The sequence below is a fragment of the Arenibacter sp. P308M17 genome, assembly GCF_003426735.1.
Lineage (GTDB): Bacteria > Bacteroidota > Bacteroidia > Flavobacteriales > Flavobacteriaceae > Arenibacter.
The window spans coordinates 164945-182477 of the sequence record NZ_QVON01000001.1 but is presented as its reverse complement, the minus strand read 5'-3'; the positions used below and the strand labels follow the sequence as shown (position 1 = coordinate 182477).

At 41.3% G+C, this 17533-nt stretch carries 14 protein-coding genes; 9 read left to right on the top strand and 5 right to left on the bottom strand.

The genetic code is table 11. From position 1 onward, the window contains the following. The first annotated feature begins 16 nt into the window (after positions 1-16). From D0S24_RS00825 to D0S24_RS00815, 3 genes are all read left to right on the top strand, one after another. Entirely contained in the window at positions 17-1354 is a 1338-nt protein-coding gene (locus tag D0S24_RS00825; RefSeq protein WP_117018546.1) for a TolC family protein, read from the top strand. Positions 1355-1428: 74 nt separating this feature from the next. After that, positions 1429-2598, top strand: coding sequence for an efflux RND transporter periplasmic adaptor subunit (locus tag D0S24_RS00820; RefSeq protein ID WP_117017970.1), 1170 nt, complete (start codon positions 1429-1431; stop codon positions 2596-2598). 7 nt (positions 2599-2605) lie between these two features. Beyond that, positions 2606-6094: an efflux RND transporter permease subunit gene (locus D0S24_RS00815; protein ID WP_117017969.1), complete on the top strand. Its 3489-nt coding sequence runs from the start codon at positions 2606-2608 to the stop codon at positions 6092-6094. A gap of 544 nt (positions 6095-6638) precedes the next feature. On the opposite strand, the gene D0S24_RS00805 is transcribed toward D0S24_RS00815, so the two are convergent. Further along, a complete protein-coding gene (locus D0S24_RS00805; protein ID WP_117017967.1) occupies positions 6639-6989 on the bottom strand; it encodes a toxin-antitoxin system YwqK family antitoxin in 351 nt (116 codons plus the stop codon). 359 nt (positions 6990-7348) lie between these two features. On the opposite strand from D0S24_RS00805, the gene aspS reads away from it, so the two are divergent. Beyond that, complete coding sequence (gene aspS, locus D0S24_RS00800; protein ID WP_117017966.1) at positions 7349-9097, top strand: aspartate--tRNA ligase; 1749 nt, start codon at positions 7349-7351, stop codon at positions 9095-9097. Positions 9098-9182: 85 nt separating this feature from the next. Here aspS and D0S24_RS20975 read toward each other — a convergent pair whose 3' ends face one another. Then, entirely contained in the window at positions 9183-9329 is a 147-nt protein-coding gene (locus tag D0S24_RS20975; protein ID WP_181937998.1) for a hypothetical protein, read from the bottom strand. 28 nt (positions 9330-9357) lie between these two features. Here D0S24_RS20975 and D0S24_RS00795 point away from each other — a divergent pair, with 28 nt between their 5' ends. The 3 genes from D0S24_RS00795 (at position 9358) to D0S24_RS00785 (ending at position 11690) form a co-directional block, all read left to right on the top strand. Further along, positions 9358-11151: a chloride channel protein gene (locus D0S24_RS00795; protein ID WP_117017965.1), complete on the top strand. Its 1794-nt coding sequence runs from the start codon at positions 9358-9360 to the stop codon at positions 11149-11151. A gap of 15 nt (positions 11152-11166) precedes the next feature. Beyond that, positions 11167-11421, top strand: coding sequence for a hypothetical protein (locus D0S24_RS00790; protein WP_117017964.1), 255 nt, complete (start codon positions 11167-11169; stop codon positions 11419-11421). Between the two features lie 74 nt (positions 11422-11495). Then, on the top strand, positions 11496-11690 hold the full coding sequence (locus D0S24_RS00785) for a cold-shock protein (protein WP_031441862.1): 195 nt from the start codon (positions 11496-11498) through the stop codon (positions 11688-11690). Between the two features lie 85 nt (positions 11691-11775). Here D0S24_RS00785 and D0S24_RS00780 read toward each other — a convergent pair whose 3' ends face one another. Both D0S24_RS00780 and D0S24_RS00775 read right to left on the bottom strand, forming a co-directional pair. After that, positions 11776-12195: a hypothetical protein gene (locus tag D0S24_RS00780; protein ID WP_117017963.1), complete on the bottom strand. Its 420-nt coding sequence runs from the start codon at positions 12193-12195 to the stop codon at positions 11776-11778. A gap of 232 nt (positions 12196-12427) precedes the next feature. Further along, entirely contained in the window at positions 12428-12877 is a 450-nt protein-coding gene (locus D0S24_RS00775) for a nucleoside deaminase (protein WP_117017962.1), read from the bottom strand. A 150-nt stretch (positions 12878-13027) separates the two neighbouring features. Between D0S24_RS00775 and D0S24_RS00770 the strand changes: the two genes are divergently transcribed. After that, on the top strand, positions 13028-14818 hold the full coding sequence (locus D0S24_RS00770; protein ID WP_117017961.1) for a 1-deoxy-D-xylulose-5-phosphate synthase: 1791 nt from the start codon (positions 13028-13030) through the stop codon (positions 14816-14818). Next, on the top strand, positions 14808-15935 hold the full coding sequence (locus D0S24_RS00765; RefSeq protein ID WP_117017960.1) for a DUF3078 domain-containing protein: 1128 nt from the start codon (positions 14808-14810) through the stop codon (positions 15933-15935). Before D0S24_RS00770 ends, D0S24_RS00765 begins: the two co-directional genes overlap by 11 nt. Here D0S24_RS00765 and dgt read toward each other — a convergent pair. After that, on the bottom strand, positions 15932-17275 hold the full coding sequence (gene dgt / locus D0S24_RS00760; protein ID WP_117017959.1) for a dGTP triphosphohydrolase: 1344 nt from the start codon (positions 17273-17275) through the stop codon (positions 15932-15934). The two genes, D0S24_RS00765 and dgt, sit on opposite strands and share 4 nt — an antisense overlap. Positions 17276-17533: the final 258 nt, after the last annotated feature.

Below are 17533 nucleotides of genomic sequence, written 5' to 3'. Positions count from 1 at the left end.
CTTTAAAGCCAATTTTATGAGAAACAGTTTTTTAGCATTATTGATGCTATTTACGACTACTTGGTCCTACGCCCAGGAACAAACCTATAGTTTCACCTTGGAGGAAGCCATTAATTACGCCCTTGAAAATAATTATGGGGCCATTAATGCGGACAGAGACCTATTGGACGCCCAAAAACAAAAATGGGAAACCATTGCTACCGGACTGCCCCAAATAGACGGTGCCGTAAGCTATCAAAATCAATTGAAGCAGCCAGTTTCCCTTTTACCCGGAGAATTGGCCGGTGGAGAACCAGGTACTTTTATCCCCATAGTTTTTGGACAACCACAGACCGCAAGTGCTACAGCTACCTTAAAGCAGCAGATTTTTGACGGATCCTATCTAGTAGGTATCCAAGCGGCCAAAACATTTATAGCTTATAGCAACAACAACAAGGAAAAGACCGAATTGGAGATTCGAAAATCTGTGGTGGAATCCTATGGCAATGTCCTATTATCCCAAGAAAGTGTAGCCATATTGGAAAAAAACAAAATCAATTTGGAAAAAAATCTTTTTGAAACACAAAAACTCTTCGAAAACGGATTAGGGGATGAGGAGAGTGTAGAACAATTACAAATTACTTTATCATCGGTTGAGAATAACCTAAAAAATGCAATACGTCTTAAGTCGATCACCTTACAGATGTTGAATCTAATAATGGGCCTGGATGTGGATTCCCCTACCCAACTCAAGGAAAATCTATCCGATCTGGCCCAGAAACAAATAAGCTTGGACCTTTTGGAGGAAGATATGGTAATGGACAACAATATCGATTTTAAAATAGGGACCAACTTGACCCAGCAGCGGGAATTGGAGCTAAAACTTCAAAAAAGCTTGGCGCTACCTACCCTGAACGCATTCGTAAACTACGGCAGTACTTCCTACAGCGATAAATTCAATTTTCTAAGTAATGATACGGATTGGTTTGATTCCTCCGTGCTGGGATTGGACCTGCATATCCCTATATTTAGCTCCCTGGGAAGAAGTGCCAAGACCGCTAGGGCAAAAATTGCCCTTGAAAAGGCCCGTACACAATTATCGGAGACAGAACAGAACATACGCCTTCAACACAAAACGGCAAAAAGCAATTATCTGTTTTCCATAGAAGAATATAATACCGCACAGGAAAATCTTGCCCTTGCGGAACGAATAGAAAATAAAAATCAAATTAAATATACAGAAGGTCTTGCCAGCAGCTTTGAACTAAGACAGGCACAAACACAGCTCTACGATGCACAACAGCAATACCTGCAATCCATGGTAGATGTTATCAATAGAAAAACGGAACTTGAAACCATACTAAATGAAAATTAGCCATGTCCAACAAACTAAACATAGTTACAAATAGACCATTAAGCCCAACATTATCAACCCGAAATACGAACATAATGAAAAAATTAACCTCCATTCTCCTTCTGGCCCTTGTCCTATCTTCTTGTGGTGGCGGAGCAGATAAATCTATTGACAGCATTATTGCGGAAGCCGATCTGACCACTATAAGGGCTAAAAAAAATGAACTTTCCGAAAAACAAAAAGAGTTGGAAAGCCAAATAAAGCTTCTGGATTCTACCATAGCTATTTTGGACAAAAATGAACGTTTACCATTAGTGACCACGATTACCGCCGAACAGGAAGCATTTGTTCACTATTTGGAATTGCAAGGTGATGTAATGACAAAACAGAACGTTCTTATCTATCCTGAAATGCAGGGAACCCTTGTGAAGGTATATGTCAAAGAAGGCCAGGCGGTCAGCAAAGGACAACTTTTGGCCACTATAGATGACGGTGGACTTAGCAGTCAACTACAACAGTTAAAAACACAGGCCCAATTGGCAAAAACCACCTTTGAGCGTCAAAAGCGCTTATGGGATCAAAAAATTGGTTCTGAAATTCAATATTTACAGGCAAAGGCGAATTACGAAGCCCAGGAAAATACAGTAAATCAGTTAGAGAGCCAGTTGGAAAAATCTTCCATCAGAGCTCCCTTTAGCGGTATTATTGATGATGTTATTAAAGATCAGGGAACGGTGGTTGCTCCTGGCTCGGGATCTGAAATCTTCAGAATTGTAAATCTTTCCGATATGTATATTGATGTAGAGGTTCCAGAAACCTATTTGGGCAGTATTTCGGTGGGGAAGGAAGCGCAGGTCTATTTCCCTGTTTTGGGGGATACCGTCATTTCAAAGATTCGCCAAACCAGTAACTATATAAAGCCGGGAAATAGATCTTTTGGTGTAGAAGTGGCCGTTCCCAACAAGAATGAACTTATTAAACCAAACTTAAGCGCAAAGGTTAGGTTAAACGACTATACCAATGAAAAAGCCATCTTGGTACCGCAAAGTATCATCTCTGAGAACTCTGACGGACAACAATATACCTATATCGCAGAAAACCCGGACAGTGAAGGGGTGGCCATTGCCAAAAGGGTCATTGTCACCACAGGAAAAACACAAAACGGGATGGTAGAAATTGTATCCGGTATAGTAGATGGAAATCATATCATAAAAGAGGGAGCCCGTAGTGTAAAGGAGGGTCAAAAAGTAAAAATTGTAAACTAAACGATCCATGAGCAAACACAAAAAAAACGCAGATAAGGAATTTAGTTTGTCATCCTGGGCCATAGATAACCCGTCGGTAATCTATGTGATGATAGGTCTATTCCTATGGATTGGCTTCAACTCCTATATGGCCATGCCCCGGGAAGATTTTCCTGAAATTATTGAAACCAAAATTTATATCAGTACGCCTTACCCCGGTAATACCGCTGAAGATATTGAAAGGCTGATAACCGACCCTTTGGAAGATAAGCTAAAGAACATTAGCAATGTAGTTGAGATCATCTCCACTTCCCAGGAAGATTATGCCATTATTACGGTCGAGTTTGATGAAGAAATAACGGTAGAAGCTGCCAAACAGAAGGTAAAGGATGAAGTTGATAGTGAAAAAGCAAGCGAGGATTGGCCCACATTTAACGGTGCCAAAGTAGAACCCAATGTCTTTGATCTGAACTTTTCGGAAGAGGTCCCCATCATGAATGTTAATTTTACAGGGGATTATCCAGTAGAAAAATTAAAGGATTTTGCCGAACACCTACAGGATATTATTGAAGATCTCCCTGAAGTTAAGAAGGCCGATATTCGCGGGGCACAGGAAAAAGAGGTGGAGGTAGCCGTAGATGTTTATAAAATGATGGCCGCCAAGGTAAGTTTTGACGACATTCTTGGGGCAATTAATAATGGCAATATGACCATGTCCGCAGGAAATTTTAAAACCAGCGGTCAACGGCGCACCATACGTATTCTGGGAGAAATTGAAAAGCCCGGCCAATTGAATGATTTTGTAGTAAAATCCGAAAATGGCGCTGTTTATTTAAAGGATATTGCGGAGGTCCATTTTACTGAAAAAGACAAAACCACCTATGCACGGGAATTTGGAGAAAATGTGGTGATGCTGGATGTAAAAAAACGGGCCGGCCGTAATGCCATATCCGCAGCAGATCAGATCAGGGAGATTATAAAACAGGAACAGGCAGAGTACTTTCCAAGTGACCTGCACATCTCCATTGCCAATGACTCTTCCAGCAGAACCCTGAATCAGGTAGACGATTTGGTGAATAACATTATTTTTGGGATTATTCTGGTAGTTGGGGTGCTTATGTTCTTTTTGGGCTTCCGAAATGCCCTTTTCGTTGGGTTTGCCATTCCTATGTCCATGTTTATGTCCTTTATGATCCTGTCCTTATTAGGATATACCCTGAACACCATGATCCTTTTTGGGATGATAATGGGTCTGGGAATGCTCGTGGATAATGGTATCGTGGTAGTGGAGAATGTATACCGCCTTATGGATGAAGGGATGCCGCGCATAGAAGCTGCCAAAAAGGGAATTGGGGAAATTGCGGTTCCTATTATTATCTCGACCGCCACAACCGTTGCCGCTTTTGTTCCTTTAGGCCTTTGGCCCGGAATTTTTGGGCAGTTTATGAAATTTTTTCCTATTACGCTTTCTGTGGTGCTGGGATCCTCCCTCTTTGTGGCGATTTTTATGAACTCCATGCTGGTTTCAAGTTTTATGGAGGTCGGGGAAAAGGAATTAAAGCTAAAACAACTCATCCGATTAAGTATTGTACTCGGTGGTTTCGGTCTATTGATCCTGCTTTTTGGAGGGGCTATGAAAGGTATGGGAACGGTGATGATCGTCACAGCTGCCATGTTCTGGATCTATAAATATTTCCTTAAAAGATGGGCACTTAATTTCCAGAGAAATACCATGTCCCGATTTGAAAATTGGTATGAAAGACGGCTGGTGCATGCACTAAGGGGCAGCAATGTATATTGGTATACAGGAGTTACTTTTGGTCTGCTCATTATTGTTTTCATGCTATTTGGCATGTCTGTAGGCAGTGGAAGAACAAAAATCGAATTTTTTCCGGATAATAAACCCAACGAAATCTATGTGTACATAGAATATCCTGAGGGTACGGATATAGAAAGAACCAATGCCATTACTTTAGAGGTAGAGAAAAAGGTATATGAGGTAGTCAATGACCCCGCTTACATGAAAAATGGCCAGAACTTTATGGTTGCCTCCGCAGTTTCCCAGGTGGGTGAAGGTGCGGGGAATCCTTTAACAGATGGAGGTTCTTCTGCCGAAATGCCGCACCGTGGAAAGCTGACGGTGAACTTTAGCGAATACAAATACAGGAACGGAATTAATACCGAGGATATTCGGGCCAAGGTACAAAATGCCGTAAGCGGGGTCTTTCCTGGTGTTACCATATCGGTTGAAAAAGAAGCCAATGGTCCCCCGGCAGGCTATCCCATTAATATTGAGCTGGCAGGAAGAGACTACGACCAGCTCATTAATACCGCCGAGGACATTCGAAATTTTATCAACACCAAGAATATTGCGGGTATTGAAGAGATAAAAATAGATGTAAACAAGAGCAAGCCTTCCATGCAAGTGGTTGTAGACAGGGAAAAAGCAGGTAGATTGGGTGTTTCCTCAGGGCAGGTAGGGAATCAATTGCGTCGTTCTTTGTTCGGGGAAAAAGCCGGAGTGTACAAGGAAGATGGGGATGATTTTGATATCAACATCAGGTTTAGTGAAGATTTAAGATATAATAGAAGCGCGCTATTCAACCAAAATATTGTATTTCGAGATCCGGCTAACGGGCAGATTAAAGAGATTCCGGTCTCTGCCATAGCTACTGAAAAGAACACCTCTGCCTTTAGCGCTATTAAACATCGGGATGGAAAACGTGTTGTTACCGTATACTCCGGCCTTAAACCCGGATTTACGGATGCAGCTGCCATTGTTGCGGAAATTCAGGAAGAAATGGAAAATTTTGAAAACCTTCCCGAGGACATAAAAATAGATTACACGGGCCAAATTGAGGAACAAAACAAGCAGATGATGTTTCTTGTGGGTGCTTTTTTCTCCGGCTTGGGGCTGATCATGCTTATCCTGATATTTCAATTTGGGGGCATTTCCAAGCCCTTGATCATAATGATCGCCATATTCCTAAGTTTTATCGGAGTCTTTGGCGGGTTAATGCTTACCGGGTGGTCCTTTGTCATCATGATGTCCATGATGGGAATCATCTCTTTGGCAGGTATCGTGGTAAACAATGGCGTGGTACTCCTGGATTATATCCAAATTCTAATTGACCGGAAAAAAGTGAAATTGGATGTTGATGAAAAAGATTTGTTGTCCAAAGCGGACGTTACAGATGTAATTATTAAAGGAGGAAAAGCCAGATTACGCCCTGTAATTCTAACCGCTATTACCACCGTACTTGGGCTTATACCCTTGGCTATTGGCCTTAATATCGATTTCTTTTCCCTTTTTGCATCCTTTAATCCTAATATTTATATAGGGGGCGATAACGTTGTATTCTGGGGGCCCTTGGCCTGGACCGTAATCTTTGGGTTGATCGTGGCCACCTTCCTAACATTGATCATTGTACCTGTACTGTTCAATATTACCTACAGGATTAAAATAGCCCTAAGGGGCAGCGGTAAGGCAAAAACTAAGGAAATGGTAACTTCTTAGGTTGTTTGCAACCCAACTGATATGGAGGAGGCGGTCTAAAAAGACCGCCTCCTTTTTTGTATTATGCCGGATCAGTATCAAAAGTTGTGTGTGAATTGGTCAAAGATAGAATTTTCTATACCAAATTCATATCCTGTTCATTTTTTGCATCGCCCAAATGCAGCGCATTTATGAAAGGACGGGTCAACTCCATAGATACTCCATAGATACTCCATAGATAGTCCATAGTTAGTCCGTATATGCAAATAGGTAAAAAACAGGCTGGATCCACCCTTTTTTGGCACGCTAAAATAGCTCCGTTCCAAGGCACTTTTTACCTTTCATGGACACGGCAAAATACGCTCCGGGATCCCTTGCGGAAAACAACGCCAAAAAACAGTGTCGTTATAAAGCTATTTTTTTTCATAAGAATATTTGCATAAACACAGCAATTGTTATTGATCCTGGATACGGACGAACAGGTATAAATCTCGATTATCTAGCAAAATTTAAAAACAAAAAACCCGACGAACATCGCCGGGTTTCCCATTATAAAAATATTCAATTATTTATTGACCGCTAATTGACCTGCATTGTCCCATTCGGTAACATTGGCAATTTTACTGTCAACAAAATCTACTTCCTTTAATTTTTTGGCATCCCAAAAGAACCATTTTCCTGTTTTCTTTCCTTCGGTATATTCCCCCATGGCAATTTTCTTACCATCTTCACTATACATCTTCCATTCCCCATGAAGCTTTCCCTTTAAAAAATGTCCCTCTTGGGAAACCGTTCCGTTATCATGAAAATAAGTGGCCTTTAACATTTCACCATCTTGTTGAAAAACAGGTTTTATTTCTTGTGCATTGCTTACAACAGAAAATAGCAGTGTGAAAATTAATGTTATTGCTTTCATTTATTTTGAATTTTAAGTTCATCCATAATCTCCTAACGAAATAAAGGTACATATATTTTACGAAAAATAAACCTTTAATTAACATTAAATTTACATTGAAACACTAAATATCTGTTTTTAAGTTATTTACAAAATTTAAAATATTCCTCTATCTGAGAGTGAGATCTTTAATCGATGATTTGGGATACTATATCGTCAATCACCTCATAAAAAGCCTGTTTGGTCTGATATAGACAGGCTCATGAGGCATAAATAGGACAAATTCTTGCAGCCAACACCAATATTTTCCCAATTGAGGATATTTTTTTCAGCTTACCCTATTACTTCTTACATTTGCCTTTTCTTAGATGATATAAAAGATGTATAGAAGTCATAATTGCGGTGAATTAAGGGAAACCCATCAACAGACCCAGGTAACCTTATCAGGATGGGTACAAACTATAAGGGACAAAGGTTTTGTGGTTTGGGCCGATCTGCGCGACCGATATGGAATTACCCAGCTCATTTTTGATGGGGAACGTTCCTCAAAAGAGATTATGGAAATTGCAAAATCCTTAGGTCGCGAATTTGTGGTACAGGTGAAAGGAACCGTTATTGAAAGAGCTTCAAAAAACCCAAACATCCCTACCGGAAATGTGGAAGTATTGGTATCAGAGATCAAGATACTCAACAAATCCCTGGTCCCCCCCTTCACCATTGAAGACCGGACCGACGGAGGCGAAGATATTAGAATGAAATATCGATATTTGGACATTCGTAGAAATCCCGTTAAGAACAACCTCATTTTTAGACATAAAGTGGCCATAGAGGTTAGAAAATATCTCTCAGACCACGGTTTTATTGAGGTTGAAACGCCCTATTTAATAAAATCTACCCCTGAGGGTGCGAGAGATTTTGTAGTGCCCAGCAGAATGAACGAAGGCCAGTTTTACGCCTTGCCACAATCTCCCCAAACATTTAAACAGTTATTGATGGTAGGGGGAATGGATAAATATTTCCAGATCGTTAAATGCTTCAGGGATGAAGACCTGAGAGCGGACAGGCAACCGGAATTTACGCAAATAGACTGCGAAATGGCCTTTGTGGAACAAGAAGATATTTTAAATGTTTTTGAGGGACTCACTAGACATTTGTTAAAAGAAATAAAAGGGGTCTCCATAGACCAGTTTCCAAGGATGACCTATGACGAGGCCATGAAAAAATATGGCAATGACAAACCGGATATCCGTTTTGGTATGGAATTCGGGGAACTTAATGCCATTGCACAGCACAAGGACTTTGGAATATTCAATGAGGCCGAATTGGTAGTAGGTATTGCCATCCCTGGCGGTGCGGCCTATACCAGAAAGGAAATAGATGCCCTTGTAGATTGGGTGCGCAGACCACAAATAGGGGCCAAAGGCATGGTCTATGCCAGATGTAATGAGGATGGCTCCTTCAAGTCTTCGGTAGACAAATTTTACGATCAGGAAGATCTTGCCAAATGGGCAGGTGCCACCGGAGCAAAGGCGGGCGACCTCATCTGCGTCCTATCCGGGAACGCCAACAAAACCAGGACGCAATTAAGTGCACTTAGAATGGAAATTGCACAACGTCTTGGATTACGTAAAAATAATGAGTTTGCCCCCCTGTGGGTAATAGATTTTCCTTTATTGGAACTGGACGAAGAAACCGGACATTACCATGCCATGCACCATCCGTTTACCTCGCCCAAACCTGGACAAATGGAGTTGTTGGATACAGATCCAGGAGCGGTAAAGGCCAATGCCTATGACCTCGTATTAAATGGAAATGAAATTGGAGGGGGTTCCATACGTATTCATGACAAGCAAATACAGGCCACAATGTTTAGACATCTTGGCTTTAGCCCGGAGGAAGCCAAGGCACAATTTGGGTTTTTAATGGATGCCTTTCAATATGGGGCGCCTCCCCATGGTGGGCTGGCATTTGGCCTGGATAGGTTAGTGGCCATTTTGGGTGGACAGGAAACCATTCGCGATTTTATTGCTTTTCCAAAAAATAACAGCGGCCGCGATGTCATGATCGATGCCCCCGCCCCGATTGACGATCTACAGTTAAAGGAGCTTCACCTGAAATTGGATTTATAATCATATCTTTAAAATCCTGCCGGTCCAGTAACCGGCAGGATTTTTTTAATGGAACTCATTTAAACTTTTTGGATTGAAGCGAAAATTAGACATTTTTTACCCAGTTGAAAGCTTTTTTGAGTTGCATAGCATCGCTACGGAAGAAAACTTGCCTGCCGGCAGGCAGGAAAGGTGAAAAGTGGGTGAAAAAAAGCGATTCCTGCCCGTCGATGGTCAGGCGGGTTTTAGCCAATTGAAAACGTTTAAATGAGCTCCTAATAATGACGGCACTAAAAAAATCTTGGCTTACCAACTTTTTGGTTTGGCGCGCAAAACATATTTCCCAAAGGCAGTTTACATACCTGCTAAGTATTTTGGTAGGTTTTACTTCTGGCATCGGTGCGGTTATCCTTAAAAATCTGACCCATTTTTTTCAACATTTATTGGAAGGCAATTTGGTAAGGTATTATCACCAGGCCTTTTATTTCATATTTCCCTTAATAGGACTCACCATTGTTTATCTGATCATTAAATATGTAATCCGAAACAAAGTGAGCCATGGTATACCCTCTACCCTTTTCGCCATATCCAAAAAAAAGGGAATCATGAGGAAATATCAGATGTTCGGCTCCATTCTTACCGCACCCATTACTGTAGGTTTTGGAGGTTCGGTTGGATTGGAAGGCCCAACCGTAGCCACGGGAGCCGCAATAAGCTCCAATATATCCCGAATGTTTCACGTAAACCAGACCACGAGGAACTTACTCATCGGATGTGCGGCAGCGGGAGCATTGTCTTCCATATTCAAGGCCCCGGTTGCGGCCATTATTTTTGCTATAGAGGTGTTTAGCCTGGACCTTACCATTGCCTCCATGCTGCCCTTACTTTTAGCTTCCCTTTCAGGGATTATTACCTCCTATTTTTTCTTTGGGAATGATATTCTTTTACCCTTTAAAATAGAAGATGACTTTATAATGTCCGACATTCCCTTTTACCTGGTCCTAGGGCTATTTTCGGGCCTGACTTCCATATATTTTACCGAAGTATATGAGCGGATCCAAAAGCTATTCAACAAAATTGATTCCCCAGTTAAAAGGCTGCTCTATGGAGGAATTGCCATAGGAATATTGGTTTATTTGGTCCCTCCTTTATATGGTGAGGGTTTTGATGTTATCAACAACCTCATCATAGGCAAGCCCGAAAATGTATTGGAAAACAACATTTTTCAATTGGACCTATCCAATGTTTGGTTGGTAATAGGCCTACTTGCCGGACTGGTATTTTTTAAAATTATTGCCTGTGCCCTGACTTTTGGTGCAGGTGGGGTTGGGGGTATCTTTGCACCAACACTATTTATGGGAAGTATAATGGGCCATTGCATTGCCAAGGCAATTAACGGTATAGGAATCTTTCCAAACCAAATTTCCGAAAGTAATTTTACTTTGGTCGGCATGGCCGGTCTAATGGCCGGGGTGCTCCACGCCCCACTAACTGCAATATTCCTTATAGCCGAGGTTACAGGAGGCTATGAATTATTTATTCCGTTAATGATTACCGCGGCAATCTCATTTTCCATTACCAAATACGTGCACCCGCATTCTGTATACAACATGGAATTGGGCAGAAAGGGAGAGTTGATTACCCATGATAAGGACCACGCCGTTTTAACCTTAATGGATATAGACAAGGTTATAGAAGATAATTTTGTACCAATATATCCTGAGATGAACTTAGGGAATATTGTACACCAGGCCGTGGTTAAATCCAATAGAAATATTTTCCCTGTAATAGACAAGGAGGACAATACCCTTTTGGGGATTATTTTATTGGACGACATACGGCCCATAATGTTCGATCAAAAATTGTACAAGGAAGTCATGGCATCCGACATTATGAACACCCCTCCTGATATTATTGAATTGGACAAGGATAAAATGACGGATATTATGGAGAAATTTCAAAATAGCGGCGCTTGGAACCTACCCGTTATCAAGAATGAAAAATATATTGGTTTCATTTCCAAATCCAAACTTTTGACCGTTTATAGAAGAAAATTAATAAATTTAACCTCTTAACATCTTTATTTGGGAATGAAATATCTTATTTTCTTAATACTCCTGGCTTCCCTCGCCTCAATCATTTATGGTTTTAGCATTAATGAAGAAAATATAGCCCTGTCCAATAAGTACATTGGCTTTGGTACGGTCGGAATATTTCTGGTAGCCATGCCGCTATTTCTTATCAAGGTCAGTAAGGGCAAGAAAATGAAGGATTATATGCTCACTGAAGAAAACATCAGGAAAATGCAGGGAAAGGAAAAGGAAACGACAGACAGGAAGCAGTAATTTTGATATTTTTTAAATTGACCAAAAAAACATAAATTAGTAATCTAAACATTTATTATTTTAATTTAATCGGAATGACTGGAACAGTAAAATTTTTTAATGAATCCAAGGGATACGGCTTCATTACCAACGATGACACTGGTAAGGATATTTTTGTTCATGCCACTGCATTAAACGGAACCGAACTTAACGAAGGAGACAAAGTAGAATACCAGGAAGAAGAAGGACGCAAGGGAATAGTCGCTGCAAAAGTGCAGGTAATTGGCTAATACTATTTTATTTTGAAAAAAATTATAACCCCTTGATGACCGCTAGGGGTTTTGTTTTTAACCAACCTATCACTACCTGCCCTGATCATCTAACCAATACCAATAAAAAACCATCGGCTCCACTTCCCGAAGTAGTACTATTTTGGTCAAGGAGAAATTTTGATCTGGCAACAACGACCTCTCCTACCTCCTTGTCGTTCAACTGCAAATAATATTGGCCTTCCACCTCCAAAAGGGAATACGTATAGGTTCCTATTGGCAGACCATAATAATTGTCATTGGACCCGTAATTGTTGGAAACCGCCAATGTTCCTTCACCAGCATCAAATTTCCAAATAATTCTCCCTTTTTCAAAGTCTTCATCAACCCCTGCGAATCCTCCACTAACATTGATCAGGCTCCAAGTTCCATTAAGCTTATCACTATTTTCAGCCGTCCCGTCCGTGGAACATCCGTTTAAGGCAAAAATCAACCCCAATAACGGTATTATTGCATAAACTTTCATCTGTTTATATTTATTGCCTGCCTGTTCGGCAGACAAGGTTTTTTATTGATCAGACCTGCCCGACCTCTTCATTCCCGTCAGTTTCGGAACGGGCGGACAGCCGGGTGTAATATCCAAGTAATTATTTTCGGTGAGTTTGAAAATTTTGCCAATGGATATTTCATATTATCCAAGATTGTTGAACCAATAAATAGATGCAATATCTGTTGATGGGTTGCGCAATTAACAGGCCCTAATTCAAATTGCGTTTCTGAATAAAAAAGCGTTTCAAAATTGCCGATGCCTCCTCTTCCAAGACCCCGCTCACCAATTCGGTCTTTGGGTGTATTTTGGTTCCCATAGTCACAAAGCCCCTATCCGTGTCCTTTGCAGCATAGACAATTTTGGAAATTTGGCTCCAGTACAGGGCTCCTGCGCACATTTGGCAGGGTTCCAGGGTTACATATAGGGTACAATGGTGAAGATATTTCCCTCCCAGATAGTTGGCTGCTGCAGTGATAGCCTGCATTTCGGCATGCGCGGTTACATCGTTCAAGCGCTCGGTCAAATTGTGTGCCTTGGCAATAATCCTATTCCCAACAACGATAACGGCCCCCACGGGTACCTCTCCTATTTCAAAAGCGGCTTCCGCTTCCTGCAAGGCTTTCTTCATAAAATAGGTATCGTCAAAAGGGGTTATCATAGCCAACAATTAAGACACAATAGTAAACAATATTGATGAAGGGTCAAAAAAATACCTTTTGTTTATAATATCCCAAAAAACCGTGAATCAAATACTAAAAATCATGCCATTCAATGTTTAAATACATTAATTTTGCCTAACATTTAAAGTATGCCCAAGGGAATTCTCCAACATATTAACGACCCCAAGGATATTCGAACCCTGGAAATAGTTCATTTGTTACAACTTGCCCAAGAATTGAGGGAGTTTATCATAGACATTGTAGCTACCAAAGAGGGACATTTAGGGGCCAGTCTGGGTGTAGTGGAACTAACGATCGCACTTCACTATGTATTTAACACCCCAAAGGACAAACTGATATGGGATGTTGGACATCAGGCCTACGGTCATAAAATATTAACGGGACGCAGGGATATATTTAACACCAATAGGCAATTGGGAGGAATAAGCGGCTTTCCAAAACGATCGGAAAGTCCATATGACGATTTTGGTACCGGACATAGTTCCACCTCCATTTCAGCAATCCTTGGAATGGCCCTGGCCTCACAAATAAAGGGGTTAAAAAATACGGAGCATATAGCGGTCATAGGTGATGCCTCCATTGCCAGCGGCATGGCCTTTGAAGGACTTAATCATGCAGGGGACACCAACGCCAACATTCTTATAGTCCTAAATGACAATGCTATAGGGATCGACCCCAGTGTAGGGGCATTGAAAAAATACCTTACCAATGTTAAAAAAGGCATAGCCAAGGACGAGAACATATTTGAATGTTTAAATTTTAATTATTCAGGCCCCATGGATGGGCACGATCTGGAGGGCTTGATCAAGGAATTAAAGAGACTAAAGAATATAGAAGGGCCTAAATTGCTACATATCATAACCACTAAGGGCAAAGGGCTCAAAAAAGCGGAGGAGAACCAGGTGGTGTACCACGCCCCTGGACGATTTGATAAGGAAACGGGCGACCTTTGGCCCAAAACTTCCGAAATGCAACCTCCAAGATATCAGGATGTATTTGGGCACACCCTAGTGGAACTGGCCAAAAACAATGAAAATATTGTGGGGATAACTCCGGCCATGCCTACTGGAAGTTCCCTAAAATATATGATGGAACAACTCCCTGAAAGGGCGTTCGATGTGGGAATTGCAGAGCAACATGCGGTAACCATGGCCGGTGGAATGGCCGCAGAAGGCCTGGTCCCGTTCTGCAATATCTATTCTACTTTCTTACAACGTGCCTATGACCAGATCATACATGATGTGGCACTACAACATCTTCCCGTTATTTTTTGTTTGGATCGGGCTGGTTTGGTGGGGCAGGACGGTGCCACCCATCACGGAATTTATGACATGGCCTATTTACGGTGTATTCCAAATCTTATTATTTTTGCACCATTAAATGAAATTGAACTTAGGAATATCATGTTCACGGCACAATTGGGATTAGGGCAACCCATAGCCATTAGATATCCCAGGGGAAGGGGGGTAACCTTGGATTGGAAACAAAAATTTAGCAAAATTCCGATAGGAAAATCGCAGGAACTAAAAAAAGGAACGAAAATTGCTGTGCTTTCAATCGGCCATATTGGGAATATGGTCGCTGATGTAATAACGAACCTCCATAACAGCAACCAAATTGGCCACTACAATATGCGTTTTGTAAAACCTTTGGATACCATTGCGCTGCAGCAAATATTCTCCACCTATGAGAACGTGATTACCGTTGAGGATGGTTGCAAAATGGGGGGATTTGGAAGTGCCATTTTGGAATATGCCAATGAGATTCATAGTTTTGTCCCTATACGGATTTTTGGCATTGATGATGTTTTTATAGAGCAAGGAACCGTTGAAGAGCTCCATAAAATGGCAAAAATAGATATATCTACCTTAAAAAATTATATTAACAACCTTTTGAATACTGATTGGCATGAACGTTAAAATCTTCATTATTGTACTTCTTTTCCTAAACTTTAATTTTCTGTTCTCGCAAGATACCATTCCTGTTCCACAGACCCGGGATTCCACTCAGGTCGATTCTATGCGTGTAGACTCCATGCGTATAGATACCATAGTAATACGGACCCTACAGGACAAAATAAAGTACATTCCACGTGGTGCGGACCTGACCAATCCCGTTGTTTCCTTTAAGCGAACCAAGCCTCTGGAAGAAAAATACAGACGTTTTAGGATTCCCTCATTCTGGACAAAAGTAAATAAACTTGGGTTTAATTTCAGTGAAGTGGCCTTTGTAAACTGGAACGCCGGGGGCAACAACTCCATTTCGGGACTGGCCAGTGCCAAATTTGAACGAAATTATAAATTTCGTTATGTTCAATTGAACAACAATTTGGATATTCGGTATGGCCTAAATGCCCAAGAAGGCTTTAAATTAAGAAAAACCGACGATGCATTGCGGTTTTCATCCACTTTTGCTTTTAGAAGGGACACCATAAGCAATTGGTACTATTCCGCCAGTGCCGAATTTAGGACCCAGTTCTCCAATGGGTACAAATACCCCGATAGGGATAAACCCATTTCCAGATTTATGGCCCCTGGATATGCCCTTTTGGGTGCTGGTACCTCCTTTATCCCGGAGGGGAAGAAATTCGATCTCCGTTTGGCTCCCCTTACCTTCAAATCTACCTTTGTGCTAGACCAAACGCTGGCTAACAGCGGTGCCTTTGGAGTACAAAAAGCGCTCGTGGATGCCGATGGCAACATCATAGAGGAAGGTGAAAACGTGTATCTGGAATTTGGTTTTTTGGTGTCTAATACCTGGGAGACCATGGTATATGAAAATATCAAACTAAATCACAGGTTACAACTTTACTCGGATTATGTAAAGAATTTCGGAAATATTGATGTGGACTGGGAAGTAAATGTGGATCTTACCGTAAACAAATATATAAGGGCCTCCGTTGGCACCCATGTTTTATATGACCATGATATTATTTTCGATGAGGTAAAAGCTGAGGATGGTACGGTCACTACCCCAGGAAAACGTAAGGTACAATTTAAACAATTACTGGGCGTTGGCCTTGTATATGATTTTTAAAGCTGTTTTCCCATAATCTTATTATGGATATGTACAGCAGCACTATCGGATAAACTGGCAACATAACAGCAGGTGCTTAAAAGTATGTTGTATATAGTACCTTTAGTTTCCCTATAAGCTTCGGGCAAAGTTGAAATTATTAGACGGTCATAATTGGAACTGTTCCCTTCCTTGTTCCTGATCAATGCCGTGGTATACACATCCAAAATGTCCGAAATAATCCTATAGCCCGCAATTTCCTTTTCCAATACCTCATGGGACCGGTAGACCTTCTGCACACTCAATGTAATGATATCCTCGATCTGGGCCTTGAACCTGCTCCTATCCATTAAGGAAACCGAAAATTCCCCTTTAAGGATAGTGTCCTCGCTATCAATAAAAACAGCAATGGCATCGGAAATCAAGGTGTTGATCGCCAAAGCCCTTAAATAGCTCAGACGATCTTCCATATAAATCAAATTATTGTACTTTTTTATATTGATACGGTCCTTGACCAACTTTATTAGATATTCCAAAGCGTAATCTTCTGGAATAAGGCCTAAATTGATTCCGTCCTCAAAATCGATAATGGTATAACAAATATCATCCGCAGCCTCTACCAGAAAGGCAAGCGGGTGTCTGCAATAACCAATATGATCGCCCTCTCCCCTAGCGTCCAGTCCCAGTTCGGTGGCCACTTCCCTAAAGGAAGCCACATCCTGCTGAAAAAATCCAAATTTCTTGTCGGCTATATGCTGGGTAGGCCTCTTGGGCAAGGATTCCTTGGGGTACTTCATAAAAGCGCCCAAGGTGGCATAACTAAGTCGCAATCCTCCCTCAACACCCTGTCGGGATTCGGTCAATAATCTATATCCATTGGCATTGCCTTCGAAATCTATAATGTCCTGAAACTCCTTTGCCGTCAAAACCGCTTCAAATTGCTTGCCCCTCCCGGTTTTAAAATATTCCCCTATAGCCTTCTCCCCACTATGCCCAAATGGTGGGTTCCCAATATCATGCGCTAGGGCCGCGGCAGCCACGATGGCCCCAAAATCGTTAAAACTATAACCGTGCACAACACCCAAATGTGGGTGTTTTTCCAAAATTTTCTTCCCGGCGATCCTTCCAAGGCTTCTCCCTACCACGGAGACCTCCAAACTATGGGTAAGGCGGGTATGGACAAAATCGGTTTTGGACAGGGGTATCACCTGGGTCTTGTCCTGCAAGCTCCTAAAGGCAGCTGAAAATATCACCCTGTCGTAATCCACTTCAAAACCCAAGCGGGTTTCGTCCTGTTCCTTTCTTAATCGCTTATGGGTGTCCCCAAAACGCTTTAAAGATAGAAGTTGCTCCCAATTCATAATCTAATATTAATGGCCGCAAGATACATTTTTAACATATCAACACATAATAAATCCTTTTTCCCATAGCCCCAAATTGTAAGGACATTCCAACTTAACAATAAGATAAACTTAAGCTTACCTCCAGTTTTCTACAATTGTGGAAATTAGCTTAAAGCTTTCGATTTTTATTTTGGTTTCATTTTATAAATTAGTTTTTGTCGACTATTAATATGAAATCTGAAGCTACCTTTTTCAAGGTAGCTTTTTCATTTTGTA